Genomic DNA, 18,478 nt, shown 5'->3' with positions numbered 1-18,478 from the left:
TTGTAACACTGTTGAGTTGGAATGTTGTTTTACTTTTTAAAACTGATTCATAGTATTCGCTTCACCGCCCGCTTTAAGCGCATTATCACCAGAGAAATACTCTTTATGTGTATCGCCCATGTTAGATCCCGCTAAGTCTTGGTGCTTTACAGACGCTTGCTCACGACGAATTTCTTGACGTTGTACATCACGTACATAAGCCAACATTCCTAAGTCGCCAAAATAGCCCTCTGACAAGATATCCGTGCTTAACGCAGCCGTATGATATGTTGGTAAAGTAATTAAGTGATGGAAAATACCCGCTTCTCTTGCGCCATCACGTTGGAAGTTTTGTACTAATACATCGGCAGCTTGAGCCAGCTCAGTATTATCCATTTCAGGTGCCATCAGTGCTTTATTATCATCAATGCTTGGGTAAGCTGATAAGTCTTTTCCTTCATCAAGCCACTGTTGATAAACCTGCTCACGGAATTTCAGCGTCCAGTTAAATGACGGTGAATTGTTGTACACCAACTTAGCATCAGGTACTTGTTCTTTAACGCGATTTACCAGCTCTGCAATTTGTTTTACATGTGGTTTCTCAGTTTCAATCCATAGTAAATCAGCGCCTGACTGTAAGCTGGTAATGCAATCAAGTACCACGCGGTCTTTTTCTGTACCTTCACGGAACTGATAAAGGCCGTTATCAAGACGAGTTGGTTTACACAATTGGCCGTTCAGCTTCATTGCGGTGTCGCCTTCGTTTAAATCCTCTACACCATTAATTGGGGTCGTTTCTAAAAACGCATTGTATTGGCTGGCCAAGTCGCCTGGCGTTTGTGATACCGGCACTTTTTGGGTCAAACTTGCCCCCAATGAATCCGTACGCGCTACGATAATACCGTTATCAATACCAAGCTCTAAGAATGCATAACGTACCGCGTTTATTTTTGCTAAAAAGTCTTCATGCGGCACCGTTACTTTACCTGCTTGGTGACCACATTGCTTTGCATCAGATACTTGGTTTTCAATCTGGATTGCGCAAGCACCTGCTTCAATCATCTTTTTAGCCAGTAGATAAGTTGCTTCTTCATTACCAAAACCAGCATCAATATCTGCAATAATTGGCACTACATGGCTTTCAAAGTTATTGATCTTATCAAGCACTGCTTGCACATCACCGCCATTGGCTTTTGCTGCATCAAGATCTTTAAATAAATGGTCTAATTCGCGGGCATCGGCTTGTTTTAAGAAAGTATAAATTTCTTCTATGAGTGCCGGCACTGAAGTTTTCTCATGCATACTTTGATCAGGTAGTGGGCCAAATTCAGAACGAAGTGCCGCAACCATCCAACCACTTAAGTATACGTAGCTGCGCTTAGTTGTTTTTTGATGACGCTTAATTGCCATCATCATTTGTTGCGCAGTAAAACCATGCCAGCAACCTAAAGATTGTGTGTATTGACTGGTATCAGCATCGTATGCCGCCATATCTTCACGCATAATATCTGCGGTAAATTGTGCGATATCAAGCCCAGTACGAAAGCGATTTTGCAAACGCATACGACTCGCGTACTCAGGGTTAATAGCCTGCCATTGTTTACCTTGTGCTTGACAAAGTGTTGCTAGCGAATCTGTTTCACGTTGATAAGTAGTCATAATAAAAATCCTTTGAACGGGTTAATACAAAATTAATATTTCTGATTGTGAGAGAGGCTAATGAGGGTTAGCTCGTTAGCGCTTAAAACAACATTAGGCCGATTTTTAAGATTTAGTAAATTTATAGTTGTTATGCCGGCTATATATTTTGTGAATGGACAAAAGCACACTGTTCACGCATTTTTGAGTTATGGTTACAGCACGACAATCAACAATCGTCATTTAATTAGCACCGCGACCGTTTAAAAGGATACCGATTATGACCACCTCTCACAGCCAGTTTGGGTTAACTGTAAATAGCCAATTAGCCGATTTTGTTAACCAACAACTACTACCTGGCACCGGCATTAGTGAACCGCATTTTTGGCAAGGGTTTGCTGATATTATTGATGATTTAAGCCCTATTAACCGCCAGCTGCTTATTAAGCGTGAAGACCTACAACACCAGATTGATAGCTATCATGTTGCCCACAAACACTGGGATGCAGAGCACTATCAACAGTTTTTAACTGATATCGGTTATTTGGTTGCTGAGCCAGAAAGCTTTTGTATTGAAACTGATAATGTGGAGCCTGAAATAGCACGCACGGCAGGCCCGCAGCTCGTTGTGCCAGTTAGCAATGCACGATTCGCGCTTAATGCTGCAAACGCTCGCTGGGGTTCGTTATACGACGCCTTATACGGCACTGATGTGTTAAGCGAAGAAGACGGCGCCGAAAAAGGCAGTGCCTATAACCCGGTGCGCGGTTTTAAAGTCATGGCTTATGCAAGGCAGTTTTTAGATAAAGCCATCCCCCTTGAAAATGGCTCACATATCGAAAGCACTAATTACTCAGTAGTGAATGGACAGCTTTTTATCACTTTACGAGATAGCTCGCAAACAGGGTTAAAGCAACCAGCACAACTTGTTGGTTTTCAAGGCGAAGCACAAAATCCAACGGCTATTTTGCTGATCAGCCACGGCCTGCACATTGAGCTACAAATTGACCATAACCACCCTATTGGGAGCGCCGATAAAGCAGGTTTAAAAGATGTGGTGCTTGAAGCTGCATTAACAACCATTATGGACTGTGAGGATTCTGTTGCCGCCGTTGATGGCGAAGATAAAGTACAAGTTTACCAAAATTGGCTTGGTTTAATGAAAGGCACGCTAGTTGAGTCATTCACTAAAGAAGGCAAAACTATTGAGCGTAGCTTAGCGGCCGACCGCAACTACAGTGGCGTTAATGGTCAGCCGCTTACTCTAAAAGGCCGCAGCATGATGTTCATTCGTAATGTTGGCCACTTGATGACTAACCCTGCAATACAAGATAGCCAAGGCCGCGATGTATTTGAAGGCATTATGGATGCAGTGATCACAGTTACAGCAGCGCTGCATGACTTAAAGGGTAACAGTCCTGTTAAAAACTCCAGCGCAGCCAGTATCAATATTGTTAAACCAAAAATGCATGGCCCAGAAGAAGTGGCCTTTACTAATACTTTATTTAGTCGTGTGGAGCAGTTACTACAACTTCCTGCAAACACCGTAAAAATGGGTATTATGGATGAAGAACGCCGTACCTCTGTCAATCTAAAGGCCTGTATAGCAGCAGCTAAAGAGCGTGTTGTATTTATTAATACCGGCTTTTTGGACCGCACGGGGGATGAAATTCATACTTCAATGCAAGCCGGTGTTGTACTGCCAAAGGCCGCGATTAAACAACAACCTTGGATAGCAGCATACGAAGACCGTAATGTTGATATCGGCTTGCAAACAGGCTTAAGTGGACGCGCGCAAATCGGTAAAGGTATGTGGCCCATGCCTGATAAAATGGCATTAATGATGGAGCAAAAAATTGCCCATCCGCAATCTGGCGCAAATACCGCATGGGTGCCCTCCCCTACGGCTGCGACCTTACATGCTATGCACTATCATGATGTTGATGTATTTAGCTGCCAAAAAGCGATTGCTGCACGTCAACAAGCCAGTTTAACTCAGCTACTCACGCCTCCTTTACTGGCAGATCCTAATAGCTTAACAAAAGAGGATATTCAAGCTGAGCTAGATAACAACGCACAAGGTATTTTAGGCTACGTTGTACGCTGGATTGACCAAGGCGTAGGCTGCTCTAAAGTACCTGATATTAATCATATTGGCTTAATGGAAGACAGAGCTACTTTGCGTATTTCCAGCCAACATATGGCTAACTGGTTGCATCACGGAGTGTGCACGCAAGCACAAATAGAAAACACTATGGCAAAAATGGCTAAAGTGGTCGATGGTCAAAATGAGGGCGATGCAAACTATATTGCGATGGCGGAATCTGAGCAAAGTTTAGCGCAAAGTATTGCCTATCAAGCCGCTCTAGCCCTTGTATTAGAAGGGGTGAAGCAGCCCAGTGGTTATACTGAACCATTATTGCATGCGTTTCGTATAAAGTTTAAAGCGCAACAATAGCTCCCCTTCGAGTTTGTTAGTGTCATATTGCCAGCCCTCGGGCTGGCTTTTTTTGGCAACCAAAACACGATTGGTATAACTACAATGAATGGCTAACATTCAGCACTTATCAACAGCCAACAAAAAAGCGCATTAACAGTAATGCGCTTTAGTAAAATGACAATGATGGCTTAAGATAATCACTTTAACTTAAGCCCTATTTCGCGCTAAAGCACGACCTACAGCTTATCAAGCTAACTTTACTCTAATTAACCACGGTTGCATTGTGATACACATTTTGTACATCATCACAATCTTCAAGCATCGTCATAAACTTTTCAAAATTCGCGATATCATCTGCATCGGTGATTTCCACATGGACTTGGGGTACAAAAGTAATTTCATCAACTTCAAAGTTAATATCTGAAAATGCATCTTCAAGGGCTGTTTTTGCTTTGTAATATTCAGTATGAGGAGCAAATACAGACACTTTACCATCTTCAACCTCAACGTCTGTCACATCCACATCAGCCATCATCAAGGCTTCTAGCACTACTTCATCGTCATCACCCGAAAAACCAAGTACAGCTAAGTGGTCAAACATATGGGCGACACAGCCTGGAGTACCTATTTTAGAGTCTGTTTTCGTAAACGGTAAGCGAACATCTTTAATAGTACGATTTGGGTTGTCTGTTAAACAATCCACTATCACCATACAATTACCTGGGCCATAACCTTCATAGCGTGCTGTTGAATAGTCTTCCCCTGCACCACCGGCTGCTTTTTCTATCGCTTTTTCGATTACATGCGCTGGAACTTGATCTCGCTTAGCACGTTCGATTAAACGTTTTAGAGATTGGTTTACTTCTGGATCAGGTTCACCATTTTTTGCAGCGACGTAAATTTCTTTGCCGTATTTAGAATTAACTTTGGTTTTCGCGTTGGCAGTTTTTGCCATGGCGTTTTTACGGACTTCAAATGCTCTGCCCATCTTATGCCTCTATTGGAAACTCGATATTGACGCTATTTTAACAATTCGCGCAGTTTTCAGCTAGTGATTAAATGACAGCAAAATTACAATTTTGTTCTTTAATTTTTTATGGCTTAATCTTGGTCTGGTATTAATAAAAGTAAAAGCACATGCTATTTAACATAATAATTAAAATGCACTAAATTGTAGGATGTGAAGCTAATGATTGTTGCTGTTTTTTACTTAGCTGGTTTATTAACTCAGGTAATTCAGAAAAGTGCTTTAAAATGTAATCAGCTTGATTAGCATATGCAGGTGTCTCGTCTGGTGCATATAAGCAAGCGCGCATATTCGCATTATGTGCCGCTTGTATGTCATAAAGGTAATCCCCAACATAAAGTACATACTGCTGCTCCATTTCCCATAATGTTGCAATTGCATTGAGGGCACTAGGATCTGGTTTTGCAGGTGCATCACTGCGAGTTAGTACTGTTTGAATTGGCAATGGATTATTTTTTAATTTAAGAGCTGCAGCGCGGTCATAATTACGCGTAACAATTGCCATTGGTATAGCTTGCTCTTTTAACCGTGCAATTGCCTGCGCTACGCCAGGTAACAGGGTTGCGTGTTGAGCATCCATTAGCTCGTGCTGGTGAACAATATTCATTGCTTCTTCACGCATATAAGGCGAAGGAAGTTGGGCTATAAAACTAAGTAAATCGAGCTCTGCTGGGCAACTAATTTGCGCCTTTATCAAGGTAAAATCTAATTCCGATGACATAAGCGTGCCATCTAAATCAAAAATGACCCCGGCGACCATGCTCTGATGCATATTCATATCATTCCTTGTTTATGATACCAATCGACTTAAATACTTAACACGATTGGTATGATTTCAAATTCATCCCAGTAACTTCCTATAAGATAGTTTAAGTAATTGGCTATGAAAAGAAATTTAAATAAAAAAAGCGCACAAAACTACTGTGCTCATCGGTTGGGAAGTTACTATTTAAGTTAATTACTGGTTGTTGCGACTGGCTCAAAGCGGGCTTCTAGCCAAGTATCGTCTTGAGTGAAATGCAAGGTTTTTACTTTGCCTTTACCTTCCACATTAACCATATTGACTTGTGCAGGCCATAAATCACGCAGTGCACCATGACTCATGCGAATGCCTTTAATATCTGTAGGGATAGGGGCTTCTTGGTATACCCAAAAGAACTTTCCATCTATTTGAGCGCCCACTTCCTGCAATTTTAATGGCTTACCTTCCAAAGTTTGCAGAGCAACATGTGATTCGATGTACTGCGCAAAGCGTTGTTGATCTTCTTTATTGCTTATAATATCGGCATTGCCAGGAAATAAATGCTCCACAGCATGCTCGGTATCATGTAAATAAAAACGATGCATCAACTCAATGTTGTTGGTACGTTTATTAAATAAAACCGTGGTTACGGACGCTTTTAGTTGATGCGCCATTGCAGGCGCAGCAACGAGTAAAGCAAGGGTGATGAGAAAAAAGCGCATTATTCTTGTTCCTTAGCGTCATCATTTTCTTCATCATTTTTTAATTCAGTTTTAATATCATGCATGATATCGCGGCTGACTTTCGCTTTACTCTTATCACGTTTATACACTTCAATACGTGATGGAATAATACGACGAGGGTAGTTATTGTTTTCAACATCTACATCAGCCGTTTCCCAGCGCGGATCAACAGAAACTGACACAAGCGGCTTATTGTTATCAGTGATAATTAGCTTCTGTACATGCTTATGATTACGGCGCCAAATTTCAGCCGGAATATACTGTTCTTCTTTACTGCCGTCTTCAAAAGTAAGCTCAAGTAGAATTGGCATTACTAAACCACCCAAGTTTGAAAACTCAAGTACATAGTAATTTTTATCTTCTTCAACTGCACGATCCAGTACTTTACGCTCCCACGGCTCTAAACCTTTTAAGAACTTGTTATACGAGTTACGCTCTTTATTCGTTACAGTAAAGCGGTCATTGCCGTCATAGAAATCGGTCACGTCTGGGTTTTCTTCAACCCATAACTTCTTACCTTCGGCTTTGTTACGCTCTACAAATAACGGCATTGGCTTAGCTGCTTCAATATCACGTAAGCGGTTAAAATCAATATCTGGGTTTTTGGTATCTAAACGCAATTGATAGACTTTATCTAATGAGATATCAACATGGTCTGTGGTGTAAAACCAACCACGCCAGAACCAATCTAAATCAACCCCTGACGCTTCTTCCATGGTACGGAAAAAGTCAGCTGGGGTAGGGCGCTTATATTTCCAGCGCAATGCATATTCTTTAAAGGCAAAGTCAAATAACTCTCGTCCTAAAATAACTTCACGGAGAATATTAAGTGCTGCCGCAGGTTTAGTATAGGCATTAGGCCCTAAGCGCAATACACTGTCAGACTGCGTCATAACTGGCACTTGGTTTTCAGATTTCATATACGCGACGATATCACGTGGCTCTACGCCCCATGGAATGGTTGGATCCCACTCACGTCCGGCTACGCCATCTAAAAAGCTATTTAAACCTTCATCCATCCAGGTCCATTGGCGCTCATCTGAATTTACAACCATAGGGAAATAGATGTGACCAACTTCGTGGATCACCACGCCAATCAAAAAGCGTTTTTCAGCTTGCGAGTAAGTGCGAGTGCCGTCGTCTTGTAGTTTGGTACGCGGGCCGTTAAACGTGATCATTGGATATTCCATACCACCGACCGGGCCATTCACAGACTGAGCTACAGGATAAGGGTAATCAAACGAGAAACGTGAGTAGACTTCCATGGTATGAACAATGGCTTCAGTCGAGTATTTTTTCCATAAATCACCGCCTTCTTTCGGGAAGAATGACATCGCCATGACGAAAGGCTGATCATCACCACCTTGTTGATAGCCTTTTGCATCCCACATAAATTTACGTGATGACGCCCATGCAAAGTCACGCACGTTTTCAGCTTTAAAGTGCCATGTTTTAGTTTTATCTGTGCCTTCTTTTTCGTTCTCTAAGGCTTCTTCCTCTGTAACAACAAATACAGGGCGTTTTGCTTTTTCAGCTTCTTCTAAACGATTACGTTGAGTGCGGGTTAACACGCTGCTGGCATTATCAAGCTTCCCCGTTGCTGATACGATATGATCCGCAGGCACAGTGATCTCAACATCATAATCGCCAAATTCAAGGGTAAATTCACCACTGCCTAAAAACGCTTTGTTAGTCCAAGCTTCATAGTCCGTATATGCAGCTAAACGCGGGAACCACTGCGCAAGTAAAAAGATGTCATTACCATCTTCTTCAAAATGCTCATAACCTGAACGAGCGCCAACGGCATCTTCTTCAACAATGTTGAAAGCAAAGTCCATGCTGAACTCCACATCTTTACCCGGTTTTAGAGGCTCGTTTAAATCAATACGCATTAACGTATCAACCACAGTTACTTTTAGCTCTTTACCGCTATCATCTTTAACATTAGCGACCGTAAAACCTAACTCATTATCGCTCATAAATTGCTGACGACGAAGTTGCCCTAAGCTTAACTTTGCCGGTTTGTCGTCTGGACGACCTTGTAATTTATCAGCGTTAAAGGTTGCAGTACGTTCTGCGATTGAATCACTTTTAAAGATATTTTGGTCGAGTTGCAACCATAAATACTTCAACGTATGTGGTGAGTTATTTTTATATTCAATCGTTTGGCTTGCCGTTAAACGACGTGCTTTTTCATCTAACTTAACGTCAATATCATAATTAACTTGTTGCTGCCAATATTTCTCACCGGGTTCACCGGCTGCACTGCGGTATACATTCGGCGTAGGGAGCGCTTCATCAAGTTGACGAAACTTATCCACATAGCTGCCTTTTGTTTGCTCAACTGAAGAAGCCAAAACAGAACTTGAGAGCGCAAGTGGTAAAAACAAAGCACCTAAAGTTATTACTGCTTTTTTCATAATTAACCCTGTTAAATTTCCGTTAGCTTACTTTGTCAAAATGGTCACAATTATTCAATAAAATAGCGACAAACCACCGCTTTTATAGGGTAGAAAATGAGATATACGAAAACCGTCATAAATCTTAAAAATAAAAGTAATGTAAAGGGGGTTTACAGCAGCCATTGCATAAAGTTCAGGCGCAATTCATGCGCATGTTTTACAGTTAAGTTAATGGATGTTTACTAAAGGTTGCTGATGAAATTTTACATTGTAAAAAAAGATGATCGGGTAGCCGCTATTCCAGCTCAAACTAAACAGCTGAATGAATACAAAAATAGAGGCTTTCAGTTTGTTGAAGTAATAGCCGCATACGATAAAAATGATGCCCTTAAGCGCTTTCCAAAACAAAATAAAAAATACAAAAACTGGCGTGTTTTATGCAGCATATTGATGGTTATTACCGTAACTTTGAGCCTAATTTCGGCTATTTTTAGTTTAATTACTAAATAGTGAATTCTTTAGTTGACCTTTGTAGTCATTTGTATTTAAAATCGCCCACTTTTTTAATTTGAGGGGTTTAAAAGCATGGCTTTGCCTTTCAAATATGTTTCAACAATCAAGTAAAATGCGGTGGGCATATGGATTTTTATATCCTAAAAAAACAACAAGAATTGATTGCAATTCCAGCAGATGAACAAAGTTGTAAACAGTATCTAGATTCAGGCTACTTTTATATCGATAAGGTGGCTGCCTGTAACGAATCTAATGCGTTAAAAGTGTTACAAGCAAAACAGACCAAAGCATTAAAAGTCCCTTTAGTGATGGCTTTATTGGCATTACCGATTGTAATTTTTGCTTGGTATAACCTCAGCGCTTAAAGATTGAGACTATGCCCTTGCATCTTAATTTAGCTTGGGTATATTGACGCTCTTAACTGATTTTAAGAGCGTGACATGAAAGTCTTACATACCTCCGATTGGCACCTTGGCCAACAATTTTATGAGCATCACCGTACAGATGAACACCAGCAGTTTTTTAGCTGGCTGATTGACACGCTCGTCAATGAAGAAATCGATTTACTGTTAGTTGCAGGTGATATTTATCACACAGCGACTCCGCCTGCGAGCAGTGAAAATCAACTTTATCAATTCATCAAAAATGTAAAAAAACGCTGCCCAGTATTACAGATAGTGATTATTGCTGGTAACCATGACTCCGCAAATCGCATCATGACCGCAAAACCTTTGCTGGCACAGTTTGATACGCACGTAGTAGGGCGCTTTGATGTAAATAATCCTGATGATGTTGTGATCCGTATAAATACAGACCGTATAAGCGCTCATATCGTCGCTATGCCCTTTTTACGCGCTAGTGACGTTACAACCTTAAGTAATACTGAAAACGGGCAGGATTACGCTCAGGGCATTGCTAAGGCCTATCAACTCAGTAGCGATTGTGCACTCAAAGATAAACCTGCCGCTACGCCGTTGCTCATCATGGGCCACTTACATGCAAAAGGTGGCGATATTTCCAGTGATTCAGAGCGCAATTTAATAATTGGTAGTGAAGAATCAGTCACCGCACAAATCTTTAGTGATCAGGCAAATTACGTGGCGCTTGGACATTTACATAAAGCGCAGAAGGTCGCCAAGTCTGACACTATTCGTTATAGCGGCACACCGATGCCTATGTCGTTCTCTGAGCGTAATTATAAACACCAAGTATCCGTTGTTAAGTTCACAACCAAAAACAAGCAACTCGAAGTGATTGTAAACCCCCTTTACATTCCACGTGCAGCTGAGGTCATTCTGCTTCCTGAAGGCGAGTGTGTTCCCGTTGAACAATTATGCGAGCAAATAGCTGCATTGGATCTCAGCAGTTACAGTCAAGCCCCTTATTTAAGGGTCAAGCTCAGTGCCTCAGATACCGATACCACTTTTAGAGAACAAATAGAAAAAGCGCTAGAAAATAAAGCAGTCAATTTTTGTGGTATTGAACGTGTACGGCAAGTAAATAAGCAGCAACAAAGCGCTGTGTTTGAAGATTTAAGCCAAGTTGAGATGCTCAACCCACAAACCTTATTAGAGCAAGCATTCGCAAATAATAAAGATATGGTTGGGCAAAGCGTACCAGCTGAATTAAAAACGCTTTTAAACGAAGTGATCAGTGAACTGGCGGAGCAAGAGCAACTATGAAAATAACCGCGGTTCGGATCCATAATTTAGCCTCAATTGTTGATGCTGAAATAGACTTTACCAAAGCGCCCTTAAAAGATGCCGGGTTGTTCGCTATTACCGGCGATACAGGAGCAGGAAAAAGTACTTTTTTAGATGCAATTTGCTTAGCCCTTTATACTAAAACAGCCAGACTAAAAGGCGATAAAGGTAACTTAATAGATTTTAATGGCGACAGCATTAAGCTTAATGACCCTCGTAATTTACTACGCAGAGGTACATCAACAGGCTATGCCGAGGTGGACTTTGTAGGTCAAGATAAATGCCAATATAGAGCAAGATACACAATACAACGAGCTCATAAAAAGGTAACTGGAAAATTAAAAACCGCCGAACATAGCCTATTTAGCTTACCTGACGAAGCGCTTATTGCCGATAAAAGTAACACCATCAAGCACATTGAAAGTAAAATAGGGCTTAGCTTTGAGCAGTTCTCTCGTGCGGTTTTATTAGCACAACATGAGTTTGCTGCATTTTTAAAAGCCACCGGCGATGAACGCGCACACCTTCTAGAGTGTTTAACTGGCACAGATAAATTTAGCCTCATAGGCAAGCGAATTTTTGAGCGCCATAAAGAGCAAAAAGATAACTTAGAGTTATTAAAAGCAAGCCTGGCAAGTTATACCTTACTCACAGATGAAGAGTTAACGGCTAAAAAGGCACAACTAGCAGAATTAGAGCTACAACTAAAACAAGCAAAGCAACGAGTACTCAACGCAGAGCAGGGCGTTAATTGGTATCAACAAGCCAACAAATTAGCACAGGCTTTGCAGCAAGCTCAACAAAACCAACAACAAGCCAGCGCTGCCCTTGCTGCGATAGCAAAACAAAGTGAGCAAGCGAAACAAGCACAAAGTGCGCTGGAAATTAAAGACAACCGCATTCGTTTTAAAAGCTTAACCACACAAAATTATGAGCTGAACGCTAAACTTAGTGACTTAAAAAATATTGATCATAAGACACTGATTGCCAGCCTTGCTAGTACTGTTGAACAACACAGTCAAGCCTTGCAAACAGCTAAGCAGCAGCAGAAAAACGCAGAGCCACTGCTCAGCAAGGCTCGAAAGCTTGATAATCAATTGGCAATCGATGCACAAAATATAACAAGCCTCTGCCTGCAAGCAGATAAAGAACAATCACAATTAACAAAATTGCAGCAGCAACTTAAACACAATCAAACAGAGCACGCCGCAGCAGAAAAACGTAATACTGAGCAGCTACAATGGTTAGAGCAGCATAAGCAACTTAAGCCATTAGCAAGCGATTGGGCTTACTATCAGCACAGTTTTAAGCAATATATCAATGCCACCGAGCAGCTAAACACGACCACGGTACAAAATAAACAGCTAAGCGCTGAGCAGTCTAATCACCATGAGCAACTGACCGCGCAAAATAACCAAGTTGCAGCAAGTGAGCAAGCGTTAGTGCTTGAACAAACTGCACTCCAGCAGCTCAATCAGCAGCAAAATCAATTTAATATTGAGCAGTGTGACGCCCAACTAAAAAGTATTGACTACCTAAAAGAGCAGCGTGAACGCTATAAGCAGTTTAGCCAAGAGTTAAAACACAGTGCGCAGCAACAGGGCGAACTGACTAACAAATTGACTCACAGCGAACAGCAACAAGCAACATTGCAGCAAAATTTATTAACCTGTGAGCAAACCCTAAAACACAGCGAATATACGCTTAATCAAGCACGGCTGCGTGCCAGTGAAAATGTTGAACACCTTCGCGCTCAACTTGCTCCTAACGAACCATGTATTGTTTGTGGCGCTACAGAGCACCCATTTGTGACTGCTCAAAACCAGCAATTAGAGAATTTAATCACCGACTTTGAAAGTGACTATGGCCACGCTAAACAGCGTTATGAACAAGCACAAACACAACTACATCAGCAGCAAACTCAACATGCTGTGTTAGTCGCTGAGCATGCACAATTAGGACAGACGATACAGACTGTGCAAGCCAAACAGCTAGACATTAAAAACACCATGCAAAGTACCCGCAGTGAACTGAATGACTTAACGGCTGAACAGCTAGACTCGCATTACCAGCAACTGAATGAGCAAAAAGCACAGTACTTTGCAGTGCAAAAACGCCAGCATGAGCTGCAAGAAAAAGTAAACCAACTGCAAAACAAGCTCAAAGCAGAACAACAAATTCAACAACAGTTGCACAACCAACATGTTGATTTAAGCCATCAACTTAATCAGTTAAGCAACAAACACAATGAACTAAATTCGCAAATAAATGAATTAACGCAAACCCTGGACGCACAGTTTTCGCAAAGTGAATTTTGGCAGCAACTGCAAAACAATACACTTGATCTCAATCAGCTTGCCCAGCAGATAGAGCAATACCAACACACTCAAACCTTGCTTGAGGGCACTCAAAAACAGCTTGATAGTAGCGAACAAAAAACTCAGCAACTCCACCCGTTGATCAGCGAAAGCGAACAAGCGCTAAACGCGTTAAGTGGCGAGCTAGCAAAAGCACAGCAGCAGCATAGCAACACCCAAAGTGAACGATTGGCACTATTTAATAATGAGCAAATTAGCGTAGACGATTACCAAGCAAGGCTCGCGACGCAGCATGAGCAATGTCAAACACAACTAGCACAAAGCCAGCAAGCCCATGACCTGGCAATCAAGCAACGTGACGAACAGGTGATTGCAATTAATAATCATCAACAACGCATAGCGGAGAACAGCCAAGAACTAAGTTCGTTAACAGCCCGCTACGAGCAATGGTTTTGTGAATTTGCAAGCCAATATACCGATATTAGCCATGAACAGATCGCTATTTTACTAACTCTAAGCAATGATGATATTAAAGCGAAATTACAGCAACATGAGCAATTAACACAAGCCGTTGTTGATGCAAATGCGGCATTAAAACAACAACAAAGCGCTCATGAACAACACCAAAGTAGCGATAAACCAGAGCAAACCACAGACGAACTTACAGCACAGTTAAATGCATTAACCGAGCAGCAGAACGCACTGCAAAAATCACAACTTGAGACCAATACAGCACTTGAGCAACACAACCAAAACAGCCAGGCTTTGCAAGGTAAACAACAGGAACTCGCGGCCTCGCAACTGCAAGTTGAGCAGTGGCATTTGCTCAATAAAGTGCTCGGCGATGCTACAGGTAAAACCATGCGTAACTTAGCGCAAACTCAAACCTTAAAAATATTGCTACATTATGCCAATAGCCATTTGCGAACACTTAATAAGCGCTACGAATTAACAGCCATAGAGCAGAGCTTAGATATTGCGATTATTGATAAAGATATGGCCGACGAACAGCGCTCAGTGAATACGCTCTCTGGCGGTGAATCATTTTTAGTGTCACTGGCGCTGGCGCTAGGGCTTGCTTCGCTATCATCAAACAAAGTAAGCATTAATTCTTTGTTTATTGATGAAGGCTTTGGTACGTTAGACAGTGAAACACTTAGTATTGCCATGGATGCACTTGACTCGTTACAAGCGCAAGGGCGTAAAGTCGGAGTAATTTCCCATGTATCACAAATGACCGAACGGGTTGCAACGCAGGTTCATGTTGCTAAAAAGCCCGGTGGTTATTCAACTATCTCTATAATTTAAAGGATTGATTGATGCCAACATTTACCCATGAAGAAGCCAAAGAGTACGATTCACGCATTACTCGTTTAGTGCCAGGTTATGATTTATTACATTCCACAACAGCAGCACAGCTAAAAGCAACATTGCCCGATAATGCCCATATTCTCGTAGTTGGCTCAGGCACCGGCAAAGATATTGCTGCACTTGCCGCGCTTAATCCAAGCTGGCATTTCACTGCACAAGATATTTCAACTGATATGCTCAATATTGGCCAAAAACGCTTTGCTGATTTAGGTATTAGTGATCGAGTAACTATCCATGTTGGCGATATCGAACAATTAACAGCTACTTTTGATGCCGCACTATGTTTGTTGGTACTTCACTTTATTGCTGATAATGGCGATAAAAAATCATTACTTCGTGCCGTAGCCAAGCAGTTAAAGCCATCAGCACAACTGTATTTAGCTGACTTAATGCGCCCAGAAACAGGTTTTGAGCGCGATGCACAATTTACTCTTTGCCAACAATTAGGACTAACTGATATTGGCGTAGAACGCATGAAACATAATTTTGAGCATGAGTTTTACCCATTAGACCGATTACGTCTTTCGGAGCTACTCGATAATTCAGGCTTCAGTACACCTAAATTGTATTTTAAAGCGCTCAGCTTTAGCGGTTATGTAATTCAAAAACGTTAAACGGCAGGATAAGCTCAACCCGCTACAGCTTCGGTTGAGCTTATTAATAAACTTAATTAGCGGCTGCTCGGGTTTGCATCAACGCATTTTTAAAATCATTAGCCCAATTACGATAAACGGTTTTTACGTCTCCCATATTAAATACTTGTGTATTTTGTTGCCATTGATCCATAGCTTGGCTTCGGTCGGCAGCTTTTGCTATAACCGTATTATCTTTACCGTCTTTTATCTGCGCAAGCAGTACCATAGAGCCACTATTTTGGGTGTATGTTGCACCGCCACTTTGAAAACTACGGCGACTCGACTCAATAGGCGCAGCTAATCGGATGTCTGTCACATACGCTTCAACAATAAGCGTATTAGCATCGGGGGCTGAGACTAATTGATAGGGTTGTTCATCATTAAAAACTGAGCTTACTGTTTGATTAAAGGCCTCAGCAAGCTTGCTCAGCGCGTTAGCATCTAAATCATAAGTTGCATCAAAGCCTTCTGTACGGCGGTCAATACGTGGTGCTTTGTAGCCTTCAGGATGCTCATTGGTGACAATAACAGGGGCAAAGTAAACTTTCGTGAAACGGCTCCAATCTGTGCCTGCCTTTACATAGGCCATATTCATTTTTGCGTTTTCGATTTTAGATAAACCGTCTTTCGTTTGTTCAGTTGTATCAACACTCAACGGTGAAGAAGAGCACGCACCTAGCAACATAGTTAAACTTACTACCAACAATGACTTTTTCATTCTAATTATCCTTTTAAGCGCAGTGTATTTGAGTAGAACCTTAATGGGGTAGCTCTAATATCCACAGTGCAAATTTTTGTAAAGTTAATGCTGTTAAAATTTAGCATACAATGATTATTAAGCAATCAGAACAGTCATCTGCCAAGTACCCATAACGCAAACCTTGGCTTCAATTGAAAATACTGGTAGTCTGTACACTCATCTTTTACAGGACGTAAACTAATGAGAAAATGGATTTTTATCTTAGTGACACTGGGCTTGTCGCCCTTATGCATAGCAACAACAGTAAATACTGCACCGCAATCATTAGCACATAATGACGCGCCTACAGCAGGTTTAACACTCGAGTCATATTTTTATCACCGTTATAAAAAACAACCTTCAGGGTATGACGTTTATCAACCGCAACAACGCTGCAAGGTTCAAGTAAACAGTGAAAGTAGAACTGTTAAGTGTAGTAAAGGCAAAGTAGCGGCTCAGTCACTGCAGCAATCAGGGGGTACCTCAAAACCTGCAGAAGCTCACCCGGATGATCAAGTCTTTGAAATCACTTTACCAGCACACCAACCACAAGCAGGTGAGTTTTTAGGCCAACAGATAAGTCACCAGACACCAAGAAGTTTGTTACAGCAAGTGTCGCCTTTAATAGAGATTGCATTCAGCTGTTTATTAATTGTTATGACTGTTTCACTTTTTCACTGGCGGGAAATAAAAAAATCATCGACTAACAAAGCTCGAAAACAATAACGTTTTTACACGCTTTAACTAATAGGTTTAGCTAATAAGTTTAATTAAAGCGTGATGACTGTTATTCGTCTGTTTTTAATTGTTTTGCACGCTCTTGCGCAGCAATTAGTTTGGCTGATTTAGGAGTTGTTTTTTTCGGCGCTATGGTCGGCTTTTCAGTTGAATTAGGATCCCAGCTTGGATCTAAAGATAAGTTCGCAAATGGATTCGCTTTTTGCTCACTTGTTTGTGAATCATGTTGCTCTGTAAGCTCTTCATACTCATCACTTTCTAGTTCTGGGGCTTGCTCTTGCGCACTCTGCTCTTCATGAAGCGCAGCCAGTGCTTTTGCAACTTCATCATCGCTATCACTCATCGCGCTCTGCTCTGCGGCTGTACTTTGCTTTAATGGCTCATCGAGAGGTTCAGCTTCTACAGGGCGACTAATTACTTGCTCAACGTTATCGTCATCAACTTCAGGCTCTGTTGATTTGGCCTGCTTTACATTAACTATTTCATTGTTTGATTGTACTTCAGGCGAAGCACTCGGTTTTTGCCCCGGTAGTGGCGCATCAGGGTCAAAAGTACGAACTTCTGGCTCTTTGAAGTCGTGATCATTACTAAAAATGCGCTGCGTCAGTTGCTCTTGGCTAAGCTCATCTTCATCTTCGTCCGTAATCTGTGGCTCGGCGCTTGCTAGCTGTTCAGTAGTTAGCTGTTGTGCAATGGGCTGCTGGGCTGCAGTCAATTTATTTTCATCATCCACAACCGATGCAGTGGGTTTAATTGGCTTTTCGTCAGCTGTACGGCTCAGCACAGCCGCTATGTCAGCGTTATTTTCGATTGATTCAGGCGCTGAACTTTTCTTAGCACGTAAACGTAGCAACAATAATCCAGCTAATAACAGCACAGCTAATAACAATAAACTAGGCATTAATAATGACCCTGTATCAGCATCATTATCTGGATTAATAGGCGTAGCTGTCGGTAGGGCACTCACAGGGGCTATATTTGGCTGTTCAACTTGCTCTTTAACCGGCTCACCGCTTAACTCTGTAGCCGTCGTTGATGCCTCTTCTCGCGGTTCTATCACAGTAATTGGCACAGCTATTTCGCTTGCTGTTATTTCATTTAACTGAACTGGCGCAGTGTTTTCCTCTATATTATTGTCAAGGGGGTTTACAGCCGCACTCGGTTGCACAGTCGGTTGATCGTCTTCTGCTTTTGCATTAACAGGTTCAGGCTCTGTGTTATTTAGTTTTGTGACCGGTGCTTGCGTCTTTTTGACTGGCGGCGGATTACTGCAATTTTTATCGTAATCTCTCGCCGCATTACGATAACTTCGGCTACTGGTGTTATCACTGTATTGCTGCATCTGTTGTTTATACAAAATGCACATAGCTTCGCTGTATTTCGCAAAGCTATTAAAACTGCAAGTAAGTAAAATAAAAAGGCTAAGCCGTGATAAATAAGTGAGCATAATTCTATTAAGCAAAAATAACACAATAGACTCAGTTTAATAG

14 protein-coding genes are annotated in these 18,478 nt (G+C 41.6%); 7 read left to right on the top strand and 7 right to left on the bottom strand.

Translation table 11 applies throughout. The features are described from left to right. Positions 1 to 36: 36 nt before the first annotated feature. On the bottom strand, positions 37 to 1,638 hold the full coding sequence (locus V7783_RS16590; protein ID WP_335679663.1) for an isocitrate lyase: 1,602 nt from the start codon (positions 1,636 to 1,638) through the stop codon (positions 37 to 39). Between the two features lie 259 nt (positions 1,639 to 1,897). Here V7783_RS16590 and V7783_RS16585 point away from each other — a divergent pair, with 259 nt between their 5' ends. Further along, positions 1,898 to 4,075 (top strand): malate synthase G, encoded by a 2,178-nt coding sequence (locus V7783_RS16585; protein ID WP_335679662.1) that lies wholly within the window; start codon positions 1,898 to 1,900, stop codon positions 4,073 to 4,075. Positions 4,076 to 4,319: 244 nt separating this feature from the next. Here V7783_RS16585 and V7783_RS16580 read toward each other — a convergent pair whose 3' ends face one another. From V7783_RS16580 to V7783_RS16565, 4 genes are all read right to left on the bottom strand, one after another. Continuing rightward, positions 4,320 to 5,045 (bottom strand): YebC/PmpR family DNA-binding transcriptional regulator, encoded by a 726-nt coding sequence (locus tag V7783_RS16580; RefSeq protein ID WP_335679661.1) that lies wholly within the window; start codon positions 5,043 to 5,045, stop codon positions 4,320 to 4,322. Between the two features lie 178 nt (positions 5,046 to 5,223). Continuing rightward, complete coding sequence (locus tag V7783_RS16575) at positions 5,224 to 5,862, bottom strand: HAD family hydrolase (protein WP_335679660.1); 639 nt, start codon at positions 5,860 to 5,862, stop codon at positions 5,224 to 5,226. A 176-nt stretch (positions 5,863 to 6,038) separates the two neighbouring features. Continuing rightward, positions 6,039 to 6,548, bottom strand: a complete 510-nt coding sequence (locus V7783_RS16570) for a DUF6702 family protein (protein ID WP_335679659.1) — start codon at positions 6,546 to 6,548, stop codon at positions 6,039 to 6,041. Further along, positions 6,548 to 8,989, bottom strand: coding sequence for a M1 family metallopeptidase (locus V7783_RS16565; RefSeq protein ID WP_335679658.1), 2,442 nt, complete (start codon positions 8,987 to 8,989; stop codon positions 6,548 to 6,550). Before V7783_RS16565 ends, V7783_RS16570 begins: the two co-directional genes overlap by 1 nt. A gap of 237 nt (positions 8,990 to 9,226) precedes the next feature. On the opposite strand from V7783_RS16565, the gene V7783_RS16560 reads away from it, so the two are divergent. The 5 genes from V7783_RS16560 (at position 9,227) to V7783_RS16540 (ending at position 15,490) form a co-directional block, all read left to right on the top strand. After that, positions 9,227 to 9,481 carry a hypothetical protein gene (locus V7783_RS16560; RefSeq protein WP_335679657.1) on the top strand — a complete coding sequence of 85 codons (255 nt, stop codon included), beginning with the start codon at positions 9,227 to 9,229 and terminating at the stop codon, positions 9,479 to 9,481. 128 nt (positions 9,482 to 9,609) lie between these two features. Then, positions 9,610 to 9,849 (top strand): hypothetical protein, encoded by a 240-nt coding sequence (locus V7783_RS16555; RefSeq protein ID WP_335679656.1) that lies wholly within the window; start codon positions 9,610 to 9,612, stop codon positions 9,847 to 9,849. Positions 9,850 to 9,924: 75 nt separating this feature from the next. Beyond that, the gene (locus tag V7783_RS16550) at positions 9,925 to 11,166 is read left to right on the top strand and encodes an exonuclease SbcCD subunit D (RefSeq protein ID WP_335679655.1); all 1,242 of its coding nucleotides are present in this window, start codon (positions 9,925 to 9,927) and stop codon (positions 11,164 to 11,166) included. Continuing rightward, positions 11,163 to 14,813 (top strand): AAA family ATPase, encoded by a 3,651-nt coding sequence (locus tag V7783_RS16545; RefSeq protein ID WP_335679654.1) that lies wholly within the window; start codon positions 11,163 to 11,165, stop codon positions 14,811 to 14,813. Before V7783_RS16550 ends, V7783_RS16545 begins: the two co-directional genes overlap by 4 nt. Positions 14,814 to 14,824: 11 nt before the next feature. Then, positions 14,825 to 15,490 (top strand): class I SAM-dependent methyltransferase, encoded by a 666-nt coding sequence (locus V7783_RS16540; RefSeq protein ID WP_335679653.1) that lies wholly within the window; start codon positions 14,825 to 14,827, stop codon positions 15,488 to 15,490. A 52-nt stretch (positions 15,491 to 15,542) separates the two neighbouring features. Here the strand turns inward: V7783_RS16540 and V7783_RS16535 are convergent, their stop codons facing one another. Further along, positions 15,543 to 16,229 (bottom strand): DUF3313 family protein, encoded by a 687-nt coding sequence (locus V7783_RS16535; RefSeq protein WP_335679652.1) that lies wholly within the window; start codon positions 16,227 to 16,229, stop codon positions 15,543 to 15,545. Between the two features lie 222 nt (positions 16,230 to 16,451). Between V7783_RS16535 and V7783_RS16530 the strand changes: the two genes are divergently transcribed. Next, a complete protein-coding gene (locus V7783_RS16530) occupies positions 16,452 to 16,976 on the top strand; it encodes a hypothetical protein (RefSeq protein ID WP_335679651.1) in 525 nt (174 codons plus the stop codon). Positions 16,977 to 17,037: 61 nt separating this feature from the next. Here the strand turns inward: V7783_RS16530 and V7783_RS16525 are convergent, their stop codons facing one another. Beyond that, positions 17,038 to 18,345, bottom strand: coding sequence for a hypothetical protein (locus V7783_RS16525; RefSeq protein WP_335679650.1), 1,308 nt, complete (start codon positions 18,343 to 18,345; stop codon positions 17,038 to 17,040). Positions 18,346 to 18,478 lie beyond the last annotated feature (133 nt).

Origin of the sequence: Pseudoalteromonas sp. (assembly GCF_036960685.1) — a bacterium.
GTDB lineage: Bacteria > Pseudomonadota > Gammaproteobacteria > Enterobacterales > Alteromonadaceae > Pseudoalteromonas.
This window is presented reverse-complemented; position numbering and strand designations above follow the sequence as displayed.

Bases quoted from the DNA above. Each gene is read 5' to 3' on its own strand.
- V7783_RS16590 (WP_335679663.1), bottom strand. From the start codon at position 1,638: ATGACTACTTATCAACGTGAAACAGATTCGCTAGCAACACTTTGTCAA.
- V7783_RS16585 (WP_335679662.1), top strand. From the start codon at position 1,898: ATGACCACCTCTCACAGCCAGTTTGGGTTAACTGTAAATAGCCAATTA.
- V7783_RS16580 (WP_335679661.1), bottom strand. From the start codon at position 5,045: ATGGGCAGAGCATTTGAAGTCCGTAAAAACGCCATGGCAAAAACTGCC.
- V7783_RS16575 (WP_335679660.1), bottom strand. From the start codon at position 5,862: ATGAATATGCATCAGAGCATGGTCGCCGGGGTCATTTTTGATTTAGAT.
- V7783_RS16570 (WP_335679659.1), bottom strand. From the start codon at position 6,548: ATGCGCTTTTTTCTCATCACCCTTGCTTTACTCGTTGCTGCGCCTGCA.
- V7783_RS16565 (WP_335679658.1), bottom strand. From the start codon at position 8,989: ATGAAAAAAGCAGTAATAACTTTAGGTGCTTTGTTTTTACCACTTGCG.
- V7783_RS16560 (WP_335679657.1), top strand. From the start codon at position 9,227: ATGAAATTTTACATTGTAAAAAAAGATGATCGGGTAGCCGCTATTCCA.
- V7783_RS16555 (WP_335679656.1), top strand. From the start codon at position 9,610: ATGGATTTTTATATCCTAAAAAAACAACAAGAATTGATTGCAATTCCA.
- V7783_RS16550 (WP_335679655.1), top strand. From the start codon at position 9,925: ATGAAAGTCTTACATACCTCCGATTGGCACCTTGGCCAACAATTTTAT.
- V7783_RS16545 (WP_335679654.1), top strand. From the start codon at position 11,163: ATGAAAATAACCGCGGTTCGGATCCATAATTTAGCCTCAATTGTTGAT.
- V7783_RS16540 (WP_335679653.1), top strand. From the start codon at position 14,825: ATGCCAACATTTACCCATGAAGAAGCCAAAGAGTACGATTCACGCATT.
- V7783_RS16535 (WP_335679652.1), bottom strand. From the start codon at position 16,229: ATGAAAAAGTCATTGTTGGTAGTAAGTTTAACTATGTTGCTAGGTGCG.
- V7783_RS16530 (WP_335679651.1), top strand. From the start codon at position 16,452: ATGAGAAAATGGATTTTTATCTTAGTGACACTGGGCTTGTCGCCCTTA.